At 40.3% G+C, this 22,915-nt stretch carries 24 protein-coding genes; 17 read left to right on the forward strand and 7 right to left on the reverse strand.

Annotation, left to right across the window (positions count from 1 at the left end; genetic code table 11):
• Positions 1-19: 19 nt before the first annotated feature.
• The 7 genes from NSS80_RS08855 to NSS80_RS08885 all read left to right on the forward strand — a co-directional run bounded on the left by NSS80_RS08855 (position 20) and on the right by NSS80_RS08885 (position 9,717).
• Positions 20-2,236, forward strand: a complete 2,217-nt coding sequence (locus tag NSS80_RS08855; RefSeq protein WP_252050460.1) for an RNA ligase — start codon at positions 20-22, stop codon at positions 2,234-2,236.
• Between the two features lie 64 nt (positions 2,237-2,300).
• Positions 2,301-3,011 carry a DUF421 domain-containing protein gene (locus tag NSS80_RS08860; protein ID WP_041117513.1) on the forward strand — a complete coding sequence of 237 codons (711 nt, stop codon included), beginning with the start codon at positions 2,301-2,303 and terminating at the stop codon, positions 3,009-3,011.
• A gap of 228 nt (positions 3,012-3,239) precedes the next feature.
• Positions 3,240-3,818, forward strand: coding sequence for a TetR/AcrR family transcriptional regulator (locus NSS80_RS08865; RefSeq protein ID WP_034283407.1), 579 nt, complete (start codon positions 3,240-3,242; stop codon positions 3,816-3,818).
• A gap of 21 nt (positions 3,819-3,839) precedes the next feature.
• Positions 3,840-6,983: a bifunctional cytochrome P450/NADPH--P450 reductase gene (locus tag NSS80_RS08870; protein ID WP_046311196.1), complete on the forward strand. Its 3,144-nt coding sequence runs from the start codon at positions 3,840-3,842 to the stop codon at positions 6,981-6,983.
• Positions 6,984-7,176: 193 nt separating this feature from the next.
• Positions 7,177-8,085 (forward strand): trypsin-like serine protease, encoded by a 909-nt coding sequence (locus NSS80_RS08875; protein ID WP_041117517.1) that lies wholly within the window; start codon positions 7,177-7,179, stop codon positions 8,083-8,085.
• Positions 8,086-8,344: 259 nt separating this feature from the next.
• Positions 8,345-8,725, forward strand: a complete 381-nt coding sequence (locus NSS80_RS08880) for a NucA/NucB deoxyribonuclease domain-containing protein (protein WP_044335941.1) — start codon at positions 8,345-8,347, stop codon at positions 8,723-8,725.
• A gap of 143 nt (positions 8,726-8,868) precedes the next feature.
• Positions 8,869-9,717, forward strand: coding sequence for an STAS domain-containing protein (locus NSS80_RS08885; protein WP_317222030.1), 849 nt, complete (start codon positions 8,869-8,871; stop codon positions 9,715-9,717).
• 31 nt (positions 9,718-9,748) lie between these two features.
• On the opposite strand, the gene NSS80_RS08890 is transcribed toward NSS80_RS08885, so the two are convergent.
• The gene (locus NSS80_RS08890) at positions 9,749-10,291 is read right to left on the reverse strand and encodes an IseA DL-endopeptidase inhibitor family protein (protein WP_317222029.1); all 543 of its coding nucleotides are present in this window, start codon (positions 10,289-10,291) and stop codon (positions 9,749-9,751) included.
• A 297-nt stretch (positions 10,292-10,588) separates the two neighbouring features.
• Here NSS80_RS08890 and NSS80_RS08895 point away from each other — a divergent pair, with 297 nt between their 5' ends.
• Positions 10,589-11,032 (forward strand): hypothetical protein, encoded by a 444-nt coding sequence (locus NSS80_RS08895; protein ID WP_252050462.1) that lies wholly within the window; start codon positions 10,589-10,591, stop codon positions 11,030-11,032.
• 45 nt (positions 11,033-11,077) lie between these two features.
• Here the strand turns inward: NSS80_RS08895 and lexA are convergent, their stop codons facing one another.
• On the reverse strand, positions 11,078-11,698 hold the full coding sequence (gene lexA, locus NSS80_RS08900; protein ID WP_034283422.1) for a transcriptional repressor LexA: 621 nt from the start codon (positions 11,696-11,698) through the stop codon (positions 11,078-11,080).
• Positions 11,699-11,856: 158 nt separating this feature from the next.
• Between lexA and yneA the strand changes: the two genes are divergently transcribed.
• The 6 genes from yneA (at position 11,857) to NSS80_RS08930 (ending at position 16,272) form a co-directional block, all read left to right on the forward strand.
• Entirely contained in the window at positions 11,857-12,168 is a 312-nt protein-coding gene (gene yneA, locus NSS80_RS08905; protein WP_034283425.1) for a cell division suppressor protein YneA, read from the forward strand.
• 17 nt (positions 12,169-12,185) lie between these two features.
• Positions 12,186-12,833 (forward strand): recombinase family protein, encoded by a 648-nt coding sequence (locus tag NSS80_RS08910; protein ID WP_034283427.1) that lies wholly within the window; start codon positions 12,186-12,188, stop codon positions 12,831-12,833.
• Positions 12,834-12,902: 69 nt separating this feature from the next.
• Positions 12,903-13,133 (forward strand): DUF896 domain-containing protein, encoded by a 231-nt coding sequence (locus NSS80_RS08915; protein ID WP_024425132.1) that lies wholly within the window; start codon positions 12,903-12,905, stop codon positions 13,131-13,133.
• A 187-nt stretch (positions 13,134-13,320) separates the two neighbouring features.
• A complete protein-coding gene (tkt, locus tag NSS80_RS08920) occupies positions 13,321-15,324 on the forward strand; it encodes a transketolase (protein WP_317222028.1) in 2,004 nt (667 codons plus the stop codon).
• Between the two features lie 198 nt (positions 15,325-15,522).
• A complete protein-coding gene (sirA, locus tag NSS80_RS08925; RefSeq protein ID WP_024425134.1) occupies positions 15,523-15,969 on the forward strand; it encodes a sporulation inhibitor of replication protein SirA in 447 nt (148 codons plus the stop codon).
• Positions 15,970-16,053: 84 nt separating this feature from the next.
• The gene (locus NSS80_RS08930; RefSeq protein ID WP_003212379.1) at positions 16,054-16,272 is read left to right on the forward strand and encodes a YneF family protein; all 219 of its coding nucleotides are present in this window, start codon (positions 16,054-16,056) and stop codon (positions 16,270-16,272) included.
• A gap of 262 nt (positions 16,273-16,534) precedes the next feature.
• Here NSS80_RS08930 and NSS80_RS08935 read toward each other — a convergent pair whose 3' ends face one another.
• Positions 16,535-16,702, reverse strand: coding sequence for an aspartyl-phosphate phosphatase Spo0E family protein (locus NSS80_RS08935; RefSeq protein ID WP_008343814.1), 168 nt, complete (start codon positions 16,700-16,702; stop codon positions 16,535-16,537).
• A gap of 214 nt (positions 16,703-16,916) precedes the next feature.
• Here NSS80_RS08935 and NSS80_RS08940 point away from each other — a divergent pair, with 214 nt between their 5' ends.
• Both NSS80_RS08940 and NSS80_RS08945 read left to right on the forward strand, forming a co-directional pair.
• On the forward strand, positions 16,917-17,624 hold the full coding sequence (locus NSS80_RS08940; protein WP_034283434.1) for a cytochrome c biogenesis protein CcdA: 708 nt from the start codon (positions 16,917-16,919) through the stop codon (positions 17,622-17,624).
• A gap of 94 nt (positions 17,625-17,718) precedes the next feature.
• The gene (locus NSS80_RS08945; RefSeq protein ID WP_024425136.1) at positions 17,719-18,201 is read left to right on the forward strand and encodes a CcdC protein domain-containing protein; all 483 of its coding nucleotides are present in this window, start codon (positions 17,719-17,721) and stop codon (positions 18,199-18,201) included.
• A gap of 222 nt (positions 18,202-18,423) precedes the next feature.
• Here NSS80_RS08945 and NSS80_RS08950 read toward each other — a convergent pair whose 3' ends face one another.
• The 4 genes from NSS80_RS08950 to sspO all read right to left on the reverse strand — a co-directional run bounded on the left by NSS80_RS08950 (position 18,424) and on the right by sspO (position 19,928).
• On the reverse strand, positions 18,424-18,852 hold the full coding sequence (locus NSS80_RS08950) for a DUF2621 domain-containing protein (RefSeq protein ID WP_024427086.1): 429 nt from the start codon (positions 18,850-18,852) through the stop codon (positions 18,424-18,426).
• 262 nt (positions 18,853-19,114) lie between these two features.
• The gene (locus NSS80_RS08955; protein WP_041117524.1) at positions 19,115-19,516 is read right to left on the reverse strand and encodes an Hsp20/alpha crystallin family protein; all 402 of its coding nucleotides are present in this window, start codon (positions 19,514-19,516) and stop codon (positions 19,115-19,117) included.
• Between the two features lie 102 nt (positions 19,517-19,618).
• A complete protein-coding gene (locus NSS80_RS08960) occupies positions 19,619-19,765 on the reverse strand; it encodes a small acid-soluble spore protein P (protein ID WP_003211331.1) in 147 nt (48 codons plus the stop codon).
• 16 nt (positions 19,766-19,781) lie between these two features.
• Complete coding sequence (gene sspO / locus NSS80_RS08965; protein WP_034283440.1) at positions 19,782-19,928, reverse strand: small acid-soluble spore protein O; 147 nt, start codon at positions 19,926-19,928, stop codon at positions 19,782-19,784.
• Positions 19,929-20,148: 220 nt separating this feature from the next.
• On the opposite strand from sspO, the gene acnA reads away from it, so the two are divergent.
• A complete protein-coding gene (acnA, locus tag NSS80_RS08970) occupies positions 20,149-22,878 on the forward strand; it encodes an aconitate hydratase AcnA (RefSeq protein ID WP_041117525.1) in 2,730 nt (909 codons plus the stop codon).
• The last annotated feature ends 37 nt before the right edge of the window (positions 22,879-22,915 follow it).

Genomic DNA, 22,915 nt, shown 5'->3' on the forward strand with positions numbered 1-22,915 from the left:
TCATTAAAGGAGAACCATTATGAGAACTTTAGTCCTTTTACGAGGTCTCCCAGGCGTAGGTAAATCAACATGGATCAAAGAACAAGGCTTAGAGCCTTACACTTTATCAGCGGATCAAATCCGGCTGTTAACGCAGCCGCCGCAGCTATCAGTCAATGGGAAACTAGACATTTCAAGCAAGCATGACCACAAAGTTTGGTCTTTATTATTCGATCTACTCACGGCCCGTATGGAACGCGGAGACTTTACTGTGATTGATGCGACACATATTTCAAGTAAATCGATTTCTCAATATAAGTCTTTAGCGACTTCGTATCGTTACAGGGTATATGTCGTCGATTTCACGCAGGTGCCCCTTGAAACAGCTCTTTTGCAAAATCGCTCACGTGAATCTCACAAAGTGGTGCGGGAATCTGTTTTGTATCAAATGAACGAGCGGTTAAAAACAGAAAAGGTCCCGTCATGGGTGACTGTTTTGCAGCCGGAGGAATATCCGCAAGTGATGACCTATCAGCCTCGATCCTTTGATCAATATGAGGCCATTCATGTTTTCGGAGATATTCACGGTTGTTACACCGCACTTACCACCTATTTGCAAGGAGACATCAAAGAAAACGAACTTTATATCTTTACAGGGGATTTACTTGATAGGGGAATAGAAAACAAAGAAGTATTAGATTGGATGCTCGCCCATAGAGAATGCCGGAATGTCATTGTCATTGAAGGCAATCATGATCAGCATTTATACCGGTTTGCCCATGGTGAAAAAGTCAGAAGCAATATGTTTAACCGGCATACTGCGCCTGAAATTGAAGCAGCAGACTTTGATTTGAAGGAAGTACGAAAGTTTGTCAGAACCTTTCATCAGCTGACTTATTTTACGTACCATGATCAGACATTTCTTGTTACCCATGGCGGACTTGCTCATTTGCCGGAAGAGCTTCTTCATGTCTCAACACAGCAGCTCATTCACGGCGTAGGAGAATATTCAGATGACATTGATCACTTATTTGTTCAAAACACAGCTGGGCTGGATATCATCCAAATTCACGGGCATCGCAATTTATACAGACTGCCTATTCACGCAGCGGAAAGATCTTATAACCTAGAAGGCCAGGTTGAATTTGGGGGGCAGCTGAGGGTGTTAAAAATCACAGCTGACGGGATTGAGACTCATGAAATTGACAATCCAGTCTACAGTGCCTCTGAGAAAAAACAATCGGCTGCTGTTCAGCCAGATATTTCACTGGATGACTTTTTAGCTCATTTAGATCAGCATGAATACGTACAGGAATTAAAGCTTCCACACCATATTTCATCTTTTAATTTTACGAAAAAGGCTTTTAGTGAACGTCAGTGGGATGATGTGAATGTGAAGGCAAGAGGTTTGTTTGTCAATATGGTTTCAAAGCAGATTGTGTCTAGAAGCTATAATAAATTTTTTAACATTGATGAGCGTCCGGAGACAAGAATGCAGCATTTAGTGAACCATCTTCAATTCCCTGTCGCCGTATATGATAAAGCGAATGGATACTTAGGCACTGTTGGGTATAACGAAATGGAAGATGAATTGGTGTTTACGTCCAAATCGTATACATCACATGTGAAACAAAATCAGCATGCTTCCTGGGTCGAAGAGCTATTTTTTAAAACCTTCGGTGATGTGCAGGCTGACTACATCAAATCATACGTCCGTGACCACCATGTATCTCTTGTGTTTGAAGTCATTTTGCCAGAAAAAGATCCGCATATTATCACATATGAACAAGATCAACTCATTTTACTCGATATAGTGAAGCGGCAGTTAAGCTATGAAAAGGCACCATTCGCTGAAGTGAAAAGATTAAGTGAACAGCTGGGAATATCCTGTAAGCAGGAAGTGGCTGTTTTCCATGATTGGACGTCTTTTTATAAATGGTATCAGGCGGTCTCTCATGATGACACAATAAAAGAAGAGGGATATGTCATTGAGGATGCTCGCGGCTTTATGACCAAACTCAAGCTTCCTTATTATCAATTCTGGAAGCAGATGCGCGGGATGAAGCAGCGCGTTGCAGAGAAGCGTTCCTCGCAAAAATTTATGCAGGCGTTGCAGACAGCGGAGCAAGCTAGGTTCTATACGTGGCTTCTTGAGCAAGAAGCAGATCATGTGAGGAATAGCACAATTATTGAACTGCGGTCACAATTTGAACAAAGCGGTACTGCCCAATTGAATAATGGTGGGATAAATGCATAGTCTAACAAAGAGTCTTTTCTAAGGAAAAGGCTTTTTTTGATGCAATTGAAAGGTGGACACTTGCATGCCTGACCATATTGAAGTCATTCTTCGGACGATGTTTGCTTTTGCAATTTTATTTGGAGGAGCACGTATTTTAGGAAAACAAACCATTGCGCAAATGAATATTTTTGATTTTATAGCAGCCATCAGCTTAGGTTCAATTGCAGCGAACCTGGCGTTTAATACAACGCTCCCGCTTCAGCACACAACGATTTCCTTTGTGTCACTTGTCATGATTATTTATGTGATTTCCCTGCTTGCATTAAGAAGCCGGAAGATGAGAGGGTTTATGGCTGGTAAACCAACCCTTGTCATACAAAATGGAAAAATTCTTGAAGGAAATATGAAAGGGATGAGATATACCCTTGATTATTTAAATCAACAGCTGAGAGAAAAAGACATCTTTGATATTAGCGAAGTTGAATTTGCGATGATTGAAACAGATGGGCATATGTCAGTGAAAAAATACCCTTCGTTTGAAAAAGTCACGCGGAAAGACCTACATTTATTCATGGAGGCAGAGCGTTACATGCCGATTGAAGTCATCATGGACGGGAAACTCATCCAAAAGAACATACAAGAAAATCAATTAACAGAGCAATGGATAGAAGAAGAGCTTAAAAAAAGGCAGCTGTCCTTAAAGGACATTGTTTATGCTGTTCGTTCAAGTAATGGAAACTTATATATTGATACATATGACGACCATATTCATTCTCCAATAGATCAGGAATGAATGTGTAGTGCTGATGACACCTGTGTGACACACATTTGACAATCTTTATAAGTCCTTTGGGTGTCATACGACTAGGTAGCATTTCTCAATTATTATTATTTTCAGAAAATGTGATGACGGATTAAAATAAGTATGTTTAAGTATAAATAGATGGAATTAAAATATTAATATAATATACCGAAAGCGGAATGAACGTTCATTCCTATATTTTTATAAGGAGGGGATGAAATGCCAGCAGTGACTGATAAACAAGAACAGATCATGAAGGCTTCGCTGGAACTATTTATTGAACGAGGCTTTGACGGCACCACAATGCCGATGATTTCAAAAAGAGCAAACGTCGGAGCGGGCACCATTTACCGTTATTTCGACAGCAAGGAGGCGCTCGTCAATATTTTGTACCAGCGCAGTCTCTCAGCATTTATCGAAAAAATGAACACAAACAGTCCAGATCCAAAGTTAAGTATCCGGGCGTACTTTAAGCATGTATTTTATTGCTTGGTTTTATTTACAAAGGAGAATCCAAGCGGGCTGTATTTCTTAGAGATTGATAAACGGTCTCATTACTTAGACGAGACGAGCAAAGAGAAAATGCAGCATTTGTTACATGAGCTTTTCCTTATCTTTGAAGAAGGGAAAAAGGATGGAATTCATCCAAATCTCTCAGGCAGAACCATTTTATCTATTGTATTTGGTGCCTTCGTGCAGCTGCATAAACAAATTCTTGCAGAAGAAATAGAGCCAACGATTGATTTTTTAGAGGATATTGAGCAATGTTTATGGCGCGCCATCAGCGTTGCATCTTAAAGAGATAAAGGGAGTGGGCATATGAAGCAACCATCAATCATTCCAAAACCAAAAACATACGGACCTTTTAAAAATATTCCCCATATAAAAAAAGGAGAGCTTTCTCAAACCTTTTGGCGGCTGGCAGATGAATTAGGACCGATCTTTCAGTTTGAATTTTCAAATGCAACAAGTATTTTTGTTTCCAGCCATGAACTTGTCAAAGAAGTATGTGACGAGAGCCGTTTTGATAAATATATTGGGACTAGTCTGAGTAAAGTTAGAGCATTTTCAGGGGATGGACTATTTACAAGCTGGACAGAAGAACCGAACTGGAGAAAGGCTCATCAAATTTTGATGCCTGCATTCAGCCAGCAGGCCATGAAGGGCTATCATGAAATGATGCTCGATATTGCCACACAGCTTGTGCAAAAATGGCAAAGAACAGGCCGCGATGAAGAAATTGAAGTAGCTGAGGATATGACAAAGCTGACTTTAGATACAATCGGCCTTTGCGGTTTTGATTTTCGCTTTAACAGCTTTTATAAAGAAAATCAGCATCCGTTCATCGACAGCATGCTGAAAGGTTTAAATGAAGCAATGGAGCAGTCGAGCCGATTGCCAATTGCAGATAAACTGATGATCAAAAGAAGAAAAGAATTTGAACAGCATGTCGATTTTATGAAGAAATTAGTAGATGACATTATTCAGGAACGAAGAAAACAAGATAAAACGGGCGATGATTTACTGTCTCTTATGCTGCATGCAGAGGACCCTGAAACAGGTGAACGTTTATCCGATGAAAATATCCGTTATCAAATCATCACTTTCTTAATTGCAGGACACGAAACAACAAGCGGGCTGCTATCATTTGCGATTTATTTCTTACTGAAGAATCCAGAGAAATTAAAGAAAGCCGTCCAGGAAGCAGATGAGGTGCTGCAGGGCGGGCTTCCGGCATTTAAACAGGTGCAAAAGCTAAGCTACACTCGTATGGTGTTAAATGAAGCTCTCCGCCTCTGGCCAACTGCGCCTACGTTCTCTCTTTATGCGAAAGAGGACACAGTAATCGGGGGGAAATATCCGATTCAAAAGAATCAAAGTGTCTCTGTTCTGCTCCCTAAACTACATCGTGATCAAGCGGTATGGGGAGAGGATGCAGAAGACTTTAAACCAGAGCGGTTTATGCACCCTGAGAAAATTCCGCAGCATGCCTATAAACCGTTCGGAAATGGCCAGCGTGCATGTATCGGTATGCAGTTCGCCCTGCATGAAGCTACGATGGTTCTCGCGATGGTTCTGCACAATTTAGAGTTAATTGATCACACATCTTATGAGCTAGATTTAAAAGAATCTCTCACAATTAAACCTAACGATTTTAAAATCAAAGTACGGCCAAGGAAGCAGCAATTCTTTATGGCACCACCGAAGGAAGAACCGAAGAAAAGCACCAATTCTAGTGAGTCAAAAGTGGCGAGTCACGGTACACCGCTGCTAGTTTTGTACGGATCAAATCTTGGCACAGCAAAGCAAATAGCGAACGAATTGGCTGAAGACGGGAAAGCAAAAGGGTTTGATGTGACCACTGCACCGCTTGATGACTTTACACGCCAATTGCCAGATACAGGTGCTGTCCTCATCGTGACCGCTTCATACAACGGACATCCACCTGACAATGCGAAGCAATTTGTGGATTGGCTGGCGCAGGATGAGGAGCAGGATTTATCAAACGTGACATTTGCTGTCTTTGGATGCGGAGATCGAAATTGGGCGAGTACGTACCAGCGGATCCCCCGTCTGATTGATGAAGCTCTAGAAAGAAAAGGAGCCAAACGTGTAGCTGATTTAGGAGAAGGCGATGCAGGCGGTGATATGGATGAGGATAAAGAAATCTTCCAGAAAAATGTCTTCGAACAGCTTGCAAAAGAATTTAAGCTCACCTTCAAAGAAAAAGGTAAGGAAAAGCCAAACCTATCAGTTGCTTATACTAATGAGCTAGTGGAACGTCCTGTAGCTAAAATATATGATGCCTTTTCAGCTGTTGTATTGAAAAATGAAGAATTACAATCAGAAAAAAGCACACGGCAGACAAGACATATTGAATTAAAATTACCTGCTGGAAAAGCATACAAAGAAGGCGATCATATTGGGATTGTACCGAAAAATAGTGATGCACTCGTCCAGCGTGTGACCCGCCGCTTTAAACTAGATCCTGAGCAGCACATTAAGCTTTCATCTGAGAAAGAGGCAAGTCATTTACCATTAGATCAGCCGATTCCAATCAAAGAATTACTTGCCTCGCATGTTGAGCTTCAAGAGCCTGCAACACGTACACAGTTAAGAGAGCTCGCAGCACATACTGTATGTCCGCCTCACCGCGTGGAGCTTGAAAAAATGGCTGGTGAAGCATATCAAGAAGCCATCTTAAAGAAACGAGTAACCATGCTGGATTTATTAGATCAATATGAAGCGTGTGAGCTGCCGTTTGTGCACTTTTTGGCGCTTTTACCAGGTTTGAAGCCGCGTTATTACTCGATTTCTAGCTCGCCAAAGGTAGATGAAGAAAAAGTCAGTATCACAGTGGCGGTTGTAAAAGGTAAAGCATGGAGCGGAAGCGGAGAATATGCCGGAGTCGCATCAACCTATTTATGTGGTCTGAAAGAAGGGGAAGAAGTAGCCTGCTTCCTGCATGAAGCGCAAGACGGATTCCAGCTGCCCCCTTCATCAGACATACCGATGATTATGATTGGACCAGGTACAGGGATCGCTCCATTTAGAGGATTTGTTCAGGCAAGAGAAGTGTGGCAGAAGGAAGGGAAGCAGCTAAGCGAAGCCCACCTATATTTTGGCTGCCGTCACCCTCAGGAAGATGATCTGTATTTTGATGAAATGCAGCTTGCAGCGCAAAACGGAGTTGTCCATATCCATCGCGCTTATTCTCGTTACGATGAGCAAAAAGTATATGTCCAGCATTTGTTGAAAGAAGACGGCGGCATGCTGATCGAATTGCTTGATCAAGGTGCTTATCTGTACGTGTGCGGAGACGGAAAAGTTATGGCCCCAGATGTAGAGGCTACACTGATCGATCTTTATCAAAACGAGAAACAATGCTCGAGAGAAACAGCTGAAAATTGGCTGACAACCCTCGCAAATGACAATAGATATGTAAAAGATGTGTGGAGCTGACAAAGAGGAAAGACCGCCTATTAGGCGGTTTTTTCTGTTCTCATAGAAAGAGATCGATAGAATGAAGGTTGGGAAGATACAAAACACCTAATTTGGAAATGAAATATTTTGTAAAAAATAAGAATATTCTCTCATTTACTCCAATATGAAACAATCGTATGATTTTTGATATAGGACATAAAGGAGGAATATAATGAAAAAGGTGAAAATGTTACTCCCTTCTCTTCTCGTTTTTGGTGCTTTAAGTGTGCCTAGTTTTGCCCATGCCGCATCGGATTCAGTACTAACGTCTGATTATGACATGGTGACTTCTGATGGTAAAGTGATTTCTTCAACTGATTTCCACAATGATACGAAAGCCCCCTCATCCTTTGACAAAGTGGATGATCTTTCTTCTACTGTTGGTGAAAAAGTAAAACCACTATCAAAATATTTAAAAGATTTTCAAACGAAAGTCGTCATTGGAGACGATGGTAGAACCAAAGTAGCAAATACAAGAGTGGCACCATACAATTCGATTGCTTATATTACATTTGGCGGCTCAAGCTGTACGGGAACACTCATTGCTCCTAACAAAATTTTGACAAACGGACACTGCGTATATAATACGGCATCGAGAAGCTATAGTGAGAAAGGGACTGTATATCCTGGTATGAATGATAGTACTGCGGTGAATGGTTCAGCAAAAATGACTGAGTTCTATGTGCCAAGCGGATATATTAATACTGGAGCAAGCCAATATGACTTTGCCGTGATCAAAACCGATACGAACATCGGCAATACGGTCGGCTACCGATCCATCCGACAGGTGACAAACTTGACTGGGACAACCATTAAAATCTCAGGATATCCTGGTGATAAAATGAGATCGACTGGCAAGGTGTCACAGTGGGAGATGTCAGGTCCTGTGACGAGAGAAGATACGAATCTAGCGTACTATACGATTGATACATTCAGCGGAAATTCAGGTTCTGCCATGCTGGATCAGAACCAGCAAATCGTTGGAGTTCATAACGCTGGGTATTCAAACGGAACGATAAATGGCGGTCCGAAAGCGACAGCTGCTTTTGTTGAGTTTATAAACTATGCGAAAGCGCAATAAAAAATAGAGCTTGTTTCCTTCATAGGGGACAAGCTTTTTTGTATGAATTGATTTGATAGGATTCATATTTCTAACCTGAGAGATTTGAGATTGAGAGCCTCATCATTTTTTTCTCATGTCATCTGCGCACCACTCATACATTAAAATGACATATTTCCTTTCAGTCAAGATGATGCTTAAGATGGATGAGGAGGGTCACGCGCTTTTGAAGATGAAAAGAGGCTGGATCGCTGCTGTCGCCTTATGTTTTGTGATATGGATGGGCACGTTGTTAGGTGGATTTGGAGAGAAGCAGGCAGCAAAAGGGGCTGATCGATATGATCATGTCGTTCAATTTCCAAAGGAAAGGTACCCTGAAACAGGCAGTCATATTCAAGAAGCCATTCGAAAAGGGCATTCAGATGTGTGTACCATTGACCGAAATGGAGCAGATGCCCGCAGGCAAGAATCATTAAAAGGAATTCCGACAAAACCTGGCTTTGACCGGGATGAATGGCCAATGGCGGTTTGTCTTGAGGGAGGAAAAGGCGCAAGCGTACAATATGTTAGTCCATCTGATAATAGGGGAGCAGGCTCATGGGTCGGGCACCAAATCAGCGGGTTTCCTGATGGGAAAAGAATATTATTCATTGTGAAATAAATCGAAAAGAGTCTCCCTAGAGTGGGGCTCTTTTGTTTATCATCAGAGCCTATTCGAGCTAGCAGGGACAAAAGATTCAGTGGTACAATCAATCTATAAGGTACAAAGACTGACAAGAAGAAAATGTGAAGGGACATTTGCTTATGGATAAGAACCGTGCATTATACGATTTTTTTATGCAGCATGCAGAGGAGCTGACTGAAACATGGTATGAATCAATTGAGGACGATGATCCAGAATCCATATATCGTTCAACAGATTCCAGCATCATATCAGAGTTAAAACGGCAGAATCAAGATTATTACCAGCATTTTATACGAGCTATTATTGAAGATAAGACGTATTTACATACTGAATTTAAAAAATGGTCTGAGGAATTAGCCAGTGACCCAAAGCATTTAAATACACCATTAGATTATGTCGTGAGAGAATACATGTCCAATCAAAGAGTGGTTCTGCATTACTTAAAAGAATTTATCAAACAGCGTCAAGATGAAATTGATATTGACCGCATCTTTTATTGGTATGATTTAATTTCCGAAGCGTTTAATATTTCAATCCATGTGTTTATCCAGCAATATGTGAAAAATACAACCGAAAAACTCGTGGCTCAAAGAGATATGATTTACGAATTGAGCTCACCGGTGATTGTCTTAAAAAGCCAGATTGCGTTATTGCCTTTAGTAGGTGACATTGACACAGCGAGAGCAAAGATTATTTTAGAAAATACGCTAAATCAGTGCTCGCAAAAAGGTGTTCAGCATTTATGTATTGATCTATCGGGTGTGGTCATTATTGATACAATGGTGGCTCATCAAATCTTTGATCTTGTCACGTCACTTCGGTTAATTGGAGTAGAGACGACCATTTCAGGGATTAGACCAGAAATTGCCCAAACAGCAGTGCAGCTCGGGCTTCCTTTTAATGAATTTCGCACGGCATCATCACTTGCTCACGCGCTGGACCGTATGACTGAATTTTCTCCAATATAAAAACCAGGCCGATGAATGGCCTGGTTTTTATTTAGATGACAGCGTCAATTTGTGTGACTTTCCAATCTTTTTGTACTTTTTCGTACGTTACAGTTCGTTTTACTTTGCGTCCATCAAGTGTTGGGACAGTAAATTCATATGTGCGGACCGTTTGTTTTTTAGAAACAAGTTTAGGTGTGGCTTTTTCCCAATTGAGCATGTTGTCTCCATCACCGACTGGAACAGCCATTTTGCCTTTATGAACAATGAACTGATAATCTTTTAAACCATGTTTGATGGCATCTTGAGTGAAAACTTGAGATAGGTAGCTGTTTATTTTTTTCTTTGTATCAAATGTTTTAGAAAGATAGTTGTACGTCATATCTTTATAGGTAAATGATTTTAATTTGACATTAGAATGGTCTTTAATTTTGTAGCCTGACATTGCACTCCAAAAATGTTCTCTTGCATCAAGGGCAATATGTAACGCTTCTTTATTTGTCAAAGCGGCTGATTTCTTGGAAGCGGCCAATGTTGTTGTTTGTAATGAGATCATAAGCATAATAGCAGTTAATAAAATAAATAATTTTTTCAAGGCGATTGCCTCCTTTTCTCAATGAAAACTTCTTATGTTACAAATGTTACAATAATTACAGTGATATTACAAGTATTAAATCTAAATGTTTTTTTATTTCTTTTGTTTCTAATTATATAACGTTTGAGGGAGACAAAAAGTTTTCATTTTTTTTTATTTTTCTTCTTAATCATTATTTAACCGTTCTAAAGAAGAACGAAACGTCTTTTGGAAAAATTTCTATTTAGACGTTTAACACTCTTTTTTATTTATGACATATACTGTCGTGATGAAAGTCTAAAGAAAGTGGTGTTTCGTATGTATCAACCGTATGAAGATATGTGGAATGGTTACTCATATGATAGGCAGATGCAGGGATTGCCATCGATTTCTATTCCTCAAATTGGAGGTTTTCCTGGGTTTCCGATTGGAGGAGGTACTTGGCCAGGTCAAGGGTCAGGCGGGCAATCGGCACCGCCAGCTCCGCCGCAGCATATCATTTCGCAGTATCAGCAAGCACTCTCTCAGCCTCAAAGTATGCAGTCGCTTATATCTGCGCAAAGTGCAGGAGGCCATCAAGCTGTTCATTTTGCAGCGGGCTGTAATAGAAGATGGACGATTGTGTTCCTAAGAAACGGTCAAGTATTTTTAATGTTTGTCCTTTCCTCACAGCCATTTGGCAGAACAACTGGCTTTATATGGCCGAACTTTACTTTTGGCTCCTTCCCAAGTTCAAGTATTCTTGCATATTCCTGTGCATAAGAAAAAGCCGGTTCTCATCAGCAGCTGATGAAATACCGGCTTTTTTTAATGAATATTTCGAAATACGCCAATCACTTTACCTAGTATACTCACATTCTGTAAAATAATCGGTTCCATAGATGGATTCTCTGGCTGTAATCTAAAGTGTGTATTTTCTTTATAGAAACGTTTCACTGTCGCTTCATCTTCCTCTGTCATGGCGACCACAATATCTCCATTGTTAGCGGTGCTTTGCTGACGCACAATGACATAGTCCTTGTCCAAAATACCTGCATCAATCATACTTTCTCCCATAATTTCAAGCATAAACACTTGTTCGTCTGGTGCTGCAAAAGTCTCTGGAAGAGGGAAGTATTCTTCTACATTCTCAACAGCTGTGATAGGAAGGCCGGCGGTTACTTTTCCGATGACTGGAACGTTCATTACAGCACTCTTTGGAATATTCATTTCCTCTTCATCTAGTACTTCGATCGCTCTAGGTTTTGTCGGGTCTCTTCTTATTAAGCCCTTTGTTTCCAGTCTAGCTAAATGTCCATGGACCGTTGAACTGGATGCTAGACCGACAGCTTCTCCAATTTCACGGACGGATGGGGGATAACCCTTGCTTTTTACTTCATCTTTGATGAATTTCAGGATATCGAGTTGTCTTTTTGATAGCTTCGTCATCTTTTGCACCTCAAAACGTCAATTTTAAAGAAATTATAGCATGTTTTTCCTAACAGTACAAACATAGGTTCGAAAAAACGTTTGACAGAAACGTTTGTTCGTATTTATAATGAGAGACAGAAAGAGCGAACACACATTCTATTAGGAGAGATGACATTATGAGGTTAAAAGAATCTATTATTTTTATTGGGGTATTCTCATTCATCGTTGGCATATTTCTCTCACTTATTGCAGTCACAAGCCATAATGATACAAATCAATATGTTAAAATAGAGGTTCAATCAGGAGATACTCTTTGGGGATTAGCTGATCAAGTAAATGACAGCAAATCAATCGACAAAAATGCATTTATTGACTGGGTAACAGAACACAATGATCTTGCTTCAACAGAAATCCAGCCTGGAGACATTCTTGTCATACCCGTGAAAAAAGAGCATCCAGTTGTATATCAGCTTGCAACAGTACAGTAGAAAGGTCGATTGAAGACATGAACGCAATCATTTATGCGAGAGTAAGCACTGTGAAAGAAGAGCAGGAAACCTCGCTGAAAAGACAAGAAGAAGAACTGCTGGCTTTAGCTGCCATGCACAAGATGAATGTGGTCAAAGTCATCAAAGAAAAAGCAAGTGGATATGAGCTAGATCGTGATGGCGTGTTTGAAATGCTTGCTGCACTGAAGGAAGAGTCGATCGATGCCGTTCTTATCCAAGATGAAACACGTCTTGGAAGAGGACAAGCTAAAATTGCGCTTCTTCATTGTCTATTTAAAGAGAACGTAAAGGTATACAGCGTGTTTCATAGAGGAGAGCTTGAGCTTTCAGAAGCAGATGAAATGGTCATCGAGATTGTAGGAGTCGTCGAAGAGTACCAACGGAAAATTCATAACCTGAAAATCAAGCGGGGGATGAAAAGGGCTGTTGAGCGCGGATATCAGCCTGAACTAAATTTAAGGCAGCAGGACCATGCACCTGGCCGTGAGCGTATTGAAGTGCCTATTTCAGAAATTGTTCGATTAAGAAAAAATAACATGACGTTCGCCGAAATTGCCGCAACTCTTCAGGCATTAGGTTTTGACATTTCAAAAGCAACAGTGCATAGAAGGTATCAAGAATATGAAAAAGGCCTTACCACCTAAAGCGTGATTTGTTGTCAAAATGATTGATATTTAGTAGTATGTAGAGAAAATGCTTTAAAGGAGTTTGTCATGATTTCTAAAGAACAGCTTGCAAGAATAAATGAGCTTTCAAAAAAGTCGAAAGAAACCGGTTTATCAGACGCTGAAAAAACAGAACAAAAGCAGTTGAGAGAAGAGTATTTAAAAGCTTTTCGTTCTTCTATGAAAAATACACTTAAAACTGTCAAAATCGTTGACCCTGAAGGAAACGATGTCACACCAGAAAAATTAAAAAGAGAAAAAGATCAGAACCTTCATTAAGGCTGTGATTTCTTGAATTTTGAAAAGATGGGAAGAATATTCTCGTCTTTTTTCATATTTGCATAACTTTTTAGGTGATCGATAAACTAAATGTGACAAAATCCTTCTTTTTCAGCGTGAAATAGTTGTGAAAAAAGGACAGTAGATTTATGATAATGGTGTACACAAGATACGGAAGGGGATTTATATGGAAACGATTGAATTGAAATCTATTGCAACAATACGTACTCTCTCCATAGACGCAATTGAAAAAGCGAATTCCGGTCACCCAGGAATGCCGATGGGTGCTGCACCAATGGCATACGCTTTATGGACGAATCACTTAAACGTAAGTCCGCAAAATCCAAATTGGTTTAACAGAGACCGCTTTGTTTTATCTGCGGGCCATGGTTCTATGCTTCTATACAGCATGCTTCATTTAAGCGGATACAATCTGAGCATTGAAGATTTAAAACAATTCCGCCAATGGGGAAGCAAAACACCTGGACATCCTGAATTTGGACACACAGAAGGCGTAGACGCGACAACGGGTCCACTAGGCCAGGGAATTGCTATGGCAGTAGGAATGGCACTTGCAGAAAGACATCTTGCGGAAACGTATAACAAAGACAACTTTCATGTTGTAGACCACTATACATACAGCATTTGCGGAGATGGAGACTTAATGGAGGGAATTTCCTCTGAAGCAGCTTCACTTGCTGGTCATTTAGGCTTAGGCCGTTTAATCGTTCTTTACGATTCAAATGACATTTCTTTAGATGGCGATTTAGATCGTTCATTCTCTGAAAATGTGAAGAATCGTTTTGAAGCGATGAACTGGGAAGTTCTTTACGTGAAAGACGGCAATAACATCGAAGAAGTAACAGCTGCTATTGAAAAGGCGAAGCAAAGCACAGACAGACCTACATTAATCGAAGTGAAAACAACGATCGGTTTCGGATCTCCAAACCGTGCGGGAACGTCTGGTGTGCATGGTGCACCGCTTGGCAGCGAGGAAGCAAAGCTGACGAAGGAAGCTTACTCTTGGACGTTTGAAGAAGATTTCCATGTACCTTCTGAAGTGTACGATCATTTCAAAGAAGCTGTCAAAGACGCTGGACAGAAAAAAGAAGCAGCGTGGAATGAATTGTTTGCGCAATACGAAAAAGAATATCCAGAGCTGGCAGCACAGCTGAAGCTTGCGATTGAAGGAAAGCTTCCTGAGAATTGGGATCAAGAAATTCCTGTTTATGAAGCAGGTTCAAGCCTTGCTTCCCGCGCATCTTCAGGTGAAGTGTTAAATGGCATTGCAAAGCAAGTACCTTTCTTTATTGGCGGGTCTGCTGACCTTGCTGGATCAAATAAAACAACGATTAAAAACACAGATGATTTCGGGAAAAATAATTATGCCGGCAAAAACATTTGGTTCGGTGTCAGAGAATTTGCAATGGGTGCAGCGCTCAATGGTATGGCACTTCACGGCGGTCTTCGTGTATTTGGCGGAACGTTCTTTGTTTTCTCAGATTACTTAAGACCAGCGATTCGTCTTGCTGCCTTAATGGGACTTCCAGTCACTTACGTCTTTACTCATGATAGTATCGCTGTTGGTGAAGATGGTCCAACGCATGAACCGGTTGAACAGCTTGCTTCACTGCGTGCGATGCCTAATCTTTCCGTTATCCGCCCAGCAGATGGAAATGAAACAGCTGCAGCGTGGAAACTAGCTGTATCTTCAACGGATAAACCGACAGCACTAGTTCTTACTCGTCAAAACCTTCCAACAATTGACCAGGCACCAGAGAAGGCATATGAGGGAGTAGAAAAAGGTGGATACGTTGTGGTTGAAGCAGCTGATGCACAGCCGGAAGCACTTCTACTCGCTTCAGGATCTGAGGTTGGTTTAGCCATTGAAGCACAAAAGGCACTTGAAAAAGAAGGTATCCGCGCGTCTGTTGTCAGCCTTCCTGCATGGGATCGCTTCGATCAGCAGTCAGACGAATACAAAGAATCCGTTCTTCCTAAAGCAGTATGTGCACGTATTGCAATTGAAATGGGTGCTTCACTTGGCTGGGAGCGTTACACGGGGCTTGATGGTGACGTGATTGCAATTGATAAATTTGGCGCTTCTGCACCAGGAGAAACCATTATCGAGAAATACGGCTTTACTGTCAGCAATGTAGTCAGCCGTGTGAAAGCGAAGCTGAATAAATAAACGAACTCCAAGCATCATGCTTTTTTGCTATCTGTTTGCAGAGCATTTTCATCCGCTCTGCAAACTTTTTTCTTTTTTCTTGTTTTTTTGACAAAACTAGTTTCTTCTTGCTTCATATATAGACAATTCTTTCTTTCACATTTTTGTATAATACAAGCAATAAACGAGATTGACGAAATGTGAAAGGAAGGGATAGACATGGAACGTCATTATTATATTTATTGGATTGAGGATGAATTTGCGCATCACTATTTTGGCAGAGAATCGATTTTGTTTCATTTGTTTGAGTCGTTACATTGGACGAACCGCACTGACGATGAACTTGTAATGCTTGTGAAGCAAGTGGATTATGTGACGAAACGAATCCCTGCTTTTCATATGCACCAGCGTCTAATGAATAACTTAACGAACATTCACTATACACAAATAGGCTCGATTTACAGCGCTTCCTTACCAGATGGAAAAGGAACTGCAGCATTTATTATTAAAGACCGGTATATTCAAATGTCTGCCACTGGCAGTTATGAGGCAGAAGCGGTGTTTTTTGAAGTGCTGAGAAAAATCAGCCCTTGTTTTCTTGCAATGGACTTTAGTTCAAAGAAACACGGATGGCTCAATCCAGTAAAAGTGAGGAATTTTGTTTAAAAAAATAAAATTGAACGTGAAATGTTGTATAATAGCCTTTTGTTTAGTACACTTTATACGAGACAACATGAAGGAGGAAGAATTATGGATTTATGGGTTGTCATCCTTGTAGGCGTTGTTGCACTGCTTGCAGGAGTTGCACTCGGATTCTTTATTGCTCGTAAGTATATGATGAGCTATTTGAAAAAGAATCCACCGATTAATGAACAAATGCTTCGAATGATGATGATGCAAATGGGCATGAAACCGTCCCAGAAGAAAATCAATCAAATGATGAAAGCCATGAACAACCAAGCGAAATAATACGTACGATATTATGATCATAGATGGAACATGGTTTTAAAGAATGGACAAGCATTGTCCTTTCTTTATTCAATTCACCTTCATCAGACGCTTAAAACCACTGTACTTGCATGAATGAAGCAGGGAAGGTGGTTTTTATTATGGCGTCAAGAGTATGTAAAAAACAAAAAACCCCTAAGTCAGAGGTTTTTTGTTTCGTTTATGGTCACACATATCAACTGTTCTAAAAATGGTGCGGCATGTTTGATATCATGAAGTATGATTAGTTGGCTGAGTTTGAGTGTAAGTGTCGTTGATATTGTAAGAGGAGATGATCTAGCTGCTGGCTATGTTCGATGGTCACTGTTGATGTCATCCCATTATGCAAGACAACTTTCATCAACTCTTCTCTTTTTTCTTCGATTTGAGTTAATAATGATGTTTTTACCAAAGTCATGTTCCTTTCATGCAAATCTTGATAAAAAGAATCGATTCTATTATATCCATTTTAAGGTTTATTTTCAAATTTAAAGGATTCATTATCTTGATGTCAAATTAAATTATATAAGGTTTTAAGAGAATAGACCATCTTTATTGAGGTGATGTAAAAAAAATGAAATGATTTTGTCATCTCTTATTGTATATTGTAAGAAGGGGGTGTTCTTTTGACAGATTTGAATTACTTTTTAGCATTTGGAGCAGGATTTCTTTCTTTTATTTCACCGTGCTGTCTGCCGCTTTATCCAGCATTTTTATCGTATATTACGGGCGTTAGTATAGATGAAGTGAAATCCGAGAAGGTGATGCTGAGAAGAAGAAGTCTGCTTCATACTTTATTCTTTTTAGTTGGGTTCTCTATTATATTTATTGCGATTGGCTTTGGGACATCGTTTGTCGGGAAGTTTTTTAATGATTATCATCAAGCGATTCGTCAAATTGGAGCCATCCTCATTATTTTCTTTGGTTTTATGACTCTTGGTGTATTCAAGCCCTCTTTTCTCATGGGCGAAAAGAGAATCCAGTTCAAAAATCGTCCTGCTGGTTTTTTTGGATCTATTCTCATCGGAATGGGCTTTGCCGCTGGATGGACACCTTGTACAGGACCTATTTTATCTGCTGTCATCACACTAGCGAGTAACAATCCTGAGTCGGCGGTCATGTATATGATTGCGTATGTATTCGGATTTGCCGTCCCGTTTTTTATTCTTTCCTTTTTCATTACGAAAATGGCGTGGATCAGAAAACGTCAGCAGCTCATCATGCGAATTGGCGGAATCATTATGATTGTGGTAGGGATTTTGCTGTTCTTTGATCTTCTGACATGGATTATCATCATGTTCTCATCATTGTTTGGCGGCTTTACAGGCTTTTGAAATCGTTTTCTACAGTCGCGGCGAATGGTTTTTTTTCGTCAATTGGAGTATATTATACATAGGCTGACCTTAAAGAATAAAGGAATGATTTGATATGATGATCTTGATCTCTTCTATAATTGCGGTATGTATGGCGGTGGCCGTCATGTTTATTCGCATTAAGTCATCTGCAAAACCTGCAACTGCGAAAAAAATTATTTTACCTCCTATTTTCATGAGCACTGGTGCATTGATGTTTTTTGTTCCTATGTTTCGGGTAACTGGAGCTGAATTTCTAGAAGCGATCACAGTGGGGATGTTTTTCTCCATATTTTTAATCAAAACATCGAAGTTTGAAATTAGAGGTAATGACATCTACTTAAAACGGTCAAAAGCATTTGTGTTCATTCTCATTGGACTTCTTGTCCTTCGTATCGGGATGAAGACCATCTTGAGTTCTTCTATTGATTATGGTTCATTAAGCGGGATGTTTTGGATTCTTGCCTTTGGCATGATCGTGCCTTGGCGGGTTGCCATGTATTTATCGTTTAGAAAGCTGTCTAAACAATTAGATCCGCAGCAGATTCAAATGAATTAAACCTCCTTTTAATAAAGGAGGTTACATATTGTTGACAAAGGGCTAAAATGATCTTTTATTTTAGCCCTTTGTCTTCTATTCAGCGTTATTGAAAACCTTTGAAGTCTAGGAAGGACAGCTACTTTTGCGGAGCGAATTTAACATTCGTGAGCACCAGCGCGCAGGACTGACAAAGAATGCGAGGGTTTGTCTAAACGCTGAAACCTCCTTTATAAAAGGAGGTTATTTTAATAACGATTCATATGGCGAGTGATCAATGTTTTTTTCTTGAAGGCGCTTCAGTAAAAACTTATGATCCCGCTTTGGTGTGGCCATAATGTAGCCGCGAATGATTAAGTCTAAATTAATGCTGGCAGCCTGTTCTTTTAATGCCAGCTCACCGATTTTACCTGCAATTTTTTCTTTGGCAACATCTCTAAACAGCTCTGGAACAGGCAATACGAGTTCATTTAACAGCTGTTTGTCCTCATCCCGCCATAGGTGAAGGCTCTTTTGAATATATTCATCCTGCCAATCAAGCTCTGATTTCCCATCTTCCTTTGGCAATCGTTTTAAAAACTTGCGAAACATAAAAAAGCCACCGATTGCGAGTAATCCGATCATCACTGTACCCCAAAATAAAATGAACCACAAAAACCAGCCGCTTAACATGTTCTCACTCCTTATACCCCTTATCTCTCTATTTTATATTACATGAAGAGAGGATAGAAGAAAATAACAAAAATGTATGTCTATGATCTCTATAAATGCCCTTTTTCATTGATAGCCGCCCATTTACTAGAATGACCCAAACCAATTAATAGAAAAAGAATACATTATCATATAGCGACTCTACTATTTGGCCATGGTGGTTCGCAAAAGGTATTGACTTGAAACGAACGGGAAGAGAGCCCACCTATATAAAGGTGGGCTCTTAATGTTTGAAGTGCGGGATTTGAAAGGAAAATGCACCGTTTGGATGGTCGGAACATTTTTTAATTTTGATCGATATGACTCGGTTTTCATAATCTGTTTCAATGTCTTTGTCGTTTAAATAAAAAGGGAGCATCACGCTTTTTTCAATTGGCTGTTCGCCTTCACCATTTGCATGTTGTACTGTGTAAGTCAACGTCAGCTCATGTCCAGCGAAGGTCAGCTTTACATCAGTGATCGATAAGGTGGAGACATCGATTTCGATAATATAATCACGGCTTGTTTCATAAAGATCAATTGGGAGGTGTTCATCATACCAGGCAAATGGATCATCCATTAAAACATTGAGCCAATCATCTATTTCAATAAAATCAGAGGAATTCGATTGCTTTTCATTCTCCATAAACACTCCTCCATCACATCTCATAATAAATCATATGATGAAAATAGAAATGTGTGAAAGACCTAAAACATCCCGTGTGGTCACGGGATGAGAGGGGGATCATTACATATCATGATGAGAATTGTGCTTTTGTCTTGTATGGTTGCGGTTTTTCACTTTTTTACTGCCTGATAACGGCTCAGGCTGACCGCCTTGATGCTCCTTAGGAGAGTTTTGACGGATGTCTTTCCCTGTGTTTTTATTCGTCATGATGTTTGGCTCCTTCTTATTGATTCTTTTTACGTTTTTTATTGTTTTGCCTTTGTTCTTCTGTTAAAACGAGCTGATCATCTTCCGTATAGCCTGCGCCATTACCCTGGCTTTTGGCTGCGTTCATGCCATTAATGACATGATTCGCTTTGCGTTTTGTCATGTTCTATCACCTCATTTGTAGTATGAGCCCGCCCCGCTTCGTTTATGAAGAGTAATCATTTCCTAATGATAAGTTAAACTTATTGAATTTAATAAAAGCATTGTTATTTACTTATGTATGAATTTGTTTTAAGATGAAATTGTGAGAAAATTGTGGTGAAATACGACGATTTTTCTGAGAATTGAAATTGATCTTGATCATCAAAAGGGGGATTTTGGACATGTCGAAACAGCAGCAAGTCGCTAAACAAGACGCTTTTCAATCTAGAAAAACGTTTTCGACAAATGGGAAAACGTATCACTATTATTCGTTAGAAGCACTAGAGAAACAAGGAATCGGAAATGTTTCTAAGCTGCCTTATTCCATTAAGGTACTTTTAGAATCAGTGCTTCGCCAAGTAGACGGTAGAGTGATCAAGAAGGAACACGTTGAAAACTTGGCAAAATGGGGAACTGCCGAGGTAAAAGAAATTGATGTTCCGTTTAAACCTTCTCGTGTTATTTTACAAGACTTCACGGGTGTACCAGCCGTCGTTGACCTTGCTTCTTTAAGAAAAGCAATGGCAGATGTAGGCGGGGATCCGGATAAAATCAACCCTGAAATTCCAGTTGACCTTGTGATTGACCACTCAGTACAAGTTGATAAAGCTGGAACTGAAGATGCATTAAACATTAACATGGATTTAGAATTCGAACGTAACGCAGAGCGTTATAACTTCCTTAGCTGGGCAAAGAAAGCGTTTAATAACTATCAAGCTGTCCCGCCTGCAACAGGAATTGTTCACCAAGTGAACTTAGAGTATCTTGCAAGTGTTGTTCATGCGATTGAAGAAGATGGCGAGATCATCACTTACCCAGATACATTAGTTGGAACTGACTCTCATACAACGATGATTAACGGTATCGGTGTACTTGGATGGGGCGTTGGCGGTATCGAAGCGGAAGCTGGTATGCTTGGTCAACCTTCATACTTCCCAGTACCAGAAGTGATTGGTGCTAAATTAGTTGGAGAGCTTCCAAATGGAACAACTGCAACTGACCTTGCATTAAAAGTCACACAAGTCCTTCGTGAAAAAGGCGTAGTGAACAAGTTCGTTGAGTTCTTCGGACCGGGTGTTGCACAATTGCCGTTAGCAGATCGTGCAACCATTGCGAACATGGCGCCAGAATACGGTGCTACTTGCGGATTCTTCCCAGTAGATGAAGAAGCCCTTGCTTACCTTCGCCTTACTGGACGTGATGAAGAGCAAATTAATATCGTTGAAGAATATTCTCGCGCAAATGGCTTATTCTATACGCCAGATGCAGAAGAGCCAATTTTTACTGATGTTGTGGAAATTGATCTTTCTAAAATTGAGTCAAACTTATCTGGACCAAAACGTCCACAAGATTTGATTCCACTTTCTAAAATGAAAGAAACGTTCCATCAACACATCGAAAGCCCAGCTGGTAACCAAGGTTTTGGCTTAGATAAATCAGAGCTTGATAAACAAATCGAATTTGATCTTGCAAACGGTGAAAAAGCTGTGATGAAGACAGGTGCGATTGCGATTGCAGCGATTACGAGCTGTACGAATACATCGAACCCATACGTGTTAATCGGAGCAGGTCTTGTTGCGAAGAAAGCAAGCGAGCTCGGTATGAAAGTGCCGAACTACGTGAAAACGTCACTAGCGCCGGGTTCTAAAGTTGTAACAGGGTACCTTGTGAATTCGGGACTTCTTCCATATTTAAAAGACCTCGGATTTAACATTGTTGGATATGGCTGTACAACATGTATCGGAAACTCCGGACCGCTTGAGAAAGAAATTGAAGATGCAGTCTCTGAAAATGATCTGCTGATCACTTCTGTTTTATCAGGTAACCGTAACTTTGAAGGTCGTATTCATCCGCTTGTGAAAGGGAACTACCTTGCATCTCCACCATTAGTTGTGGCTTATGCACTTGCTGGTACGGTGAATATTGATTTAACAAAAGATCCTATCGGTGTCGATAAAAATGGCGAGAACGTTTATTTCAATGACATTTGGCCATCAATGGATGAAATCAACAGCGTCGTTAAAAGCACTGTCACACCTGAGCTATTCCGTTCAGAGTATGAAACTGTTTTTGACAACAATGAACGATGGAATGAAATTAAAACGACGGATGATGCATTGTACAAATGGGATGAAAATTCCACATACATTGATAACCCGCCATTCTTTGAAAACCTATCAGTTGAACCTGGTAAAGTTGAACCGCTTAAAGGCTTGCGCGTCGTTGCGAAGTTCGGTGACTCTGTCACAACTGACCATATTTCTCCTGCTGGAGCGATTGGTAAGGACACACCGGCGGGCAAATACTTGCAAGAAAGAGGCGTATCGCCTAGAGACTTTAACTCATATGGATCTCGCCGTGGTAACCACCATGTCATGATGAGAGGTACTTTTGCAAACATCCGTATTAAGAACCAAATTGCACCAGGAACAGAAGGCGGTTATACAACTTACTGGCCAACTGGTGAAGTGACATCGATTTATGATGCATGCATGCGTTATAAAGAGGATGGAACAGGTCTTGCGATCTTAGCAGGTAAAGATTACGGAATGGGTTCTTCACGTGACTGGGCTGCTAAAGGAACAAACCTTCTTGGAATTAAATTTGTTCTAGCTGAAAGCTTTGAGCGTATCCATAGAAGTAACCTTGTCTTCATGGGCGTACTTCCTCTGCAGTTTAAAGATGGAGAAAGTGCAGAAACTCATGGTCTCACAGGAACAGAAACATTTGAAGTTCATGTTGACGAAACAGTTCGTCCACGTGATCTCGTCACTGTGAAAGCAATTGACACAGATGGAAACGAGAAAACGTTTGAAGTGGTGGTTCGCTTTGACAGTGAAGTCGAAATCGACTACTATCGTCATGGCGGTATCCTTCAAATGGTACTTCGCGAAAAATTGGCAAGCAACTAATACAGCAAAGAAGAGAAGGCGATCCAACAGCTTTCTC

The sequence above is a fragment of the Bacillus sp. FSL M8-0350 genome (genome assembly GCF_038593345.1).
Taxonomy (GTDB): Bacteria; Bacillota; Bacilli; order Bacillales; family Bacillaceae; genus Bacillus; species Bacillus safensis.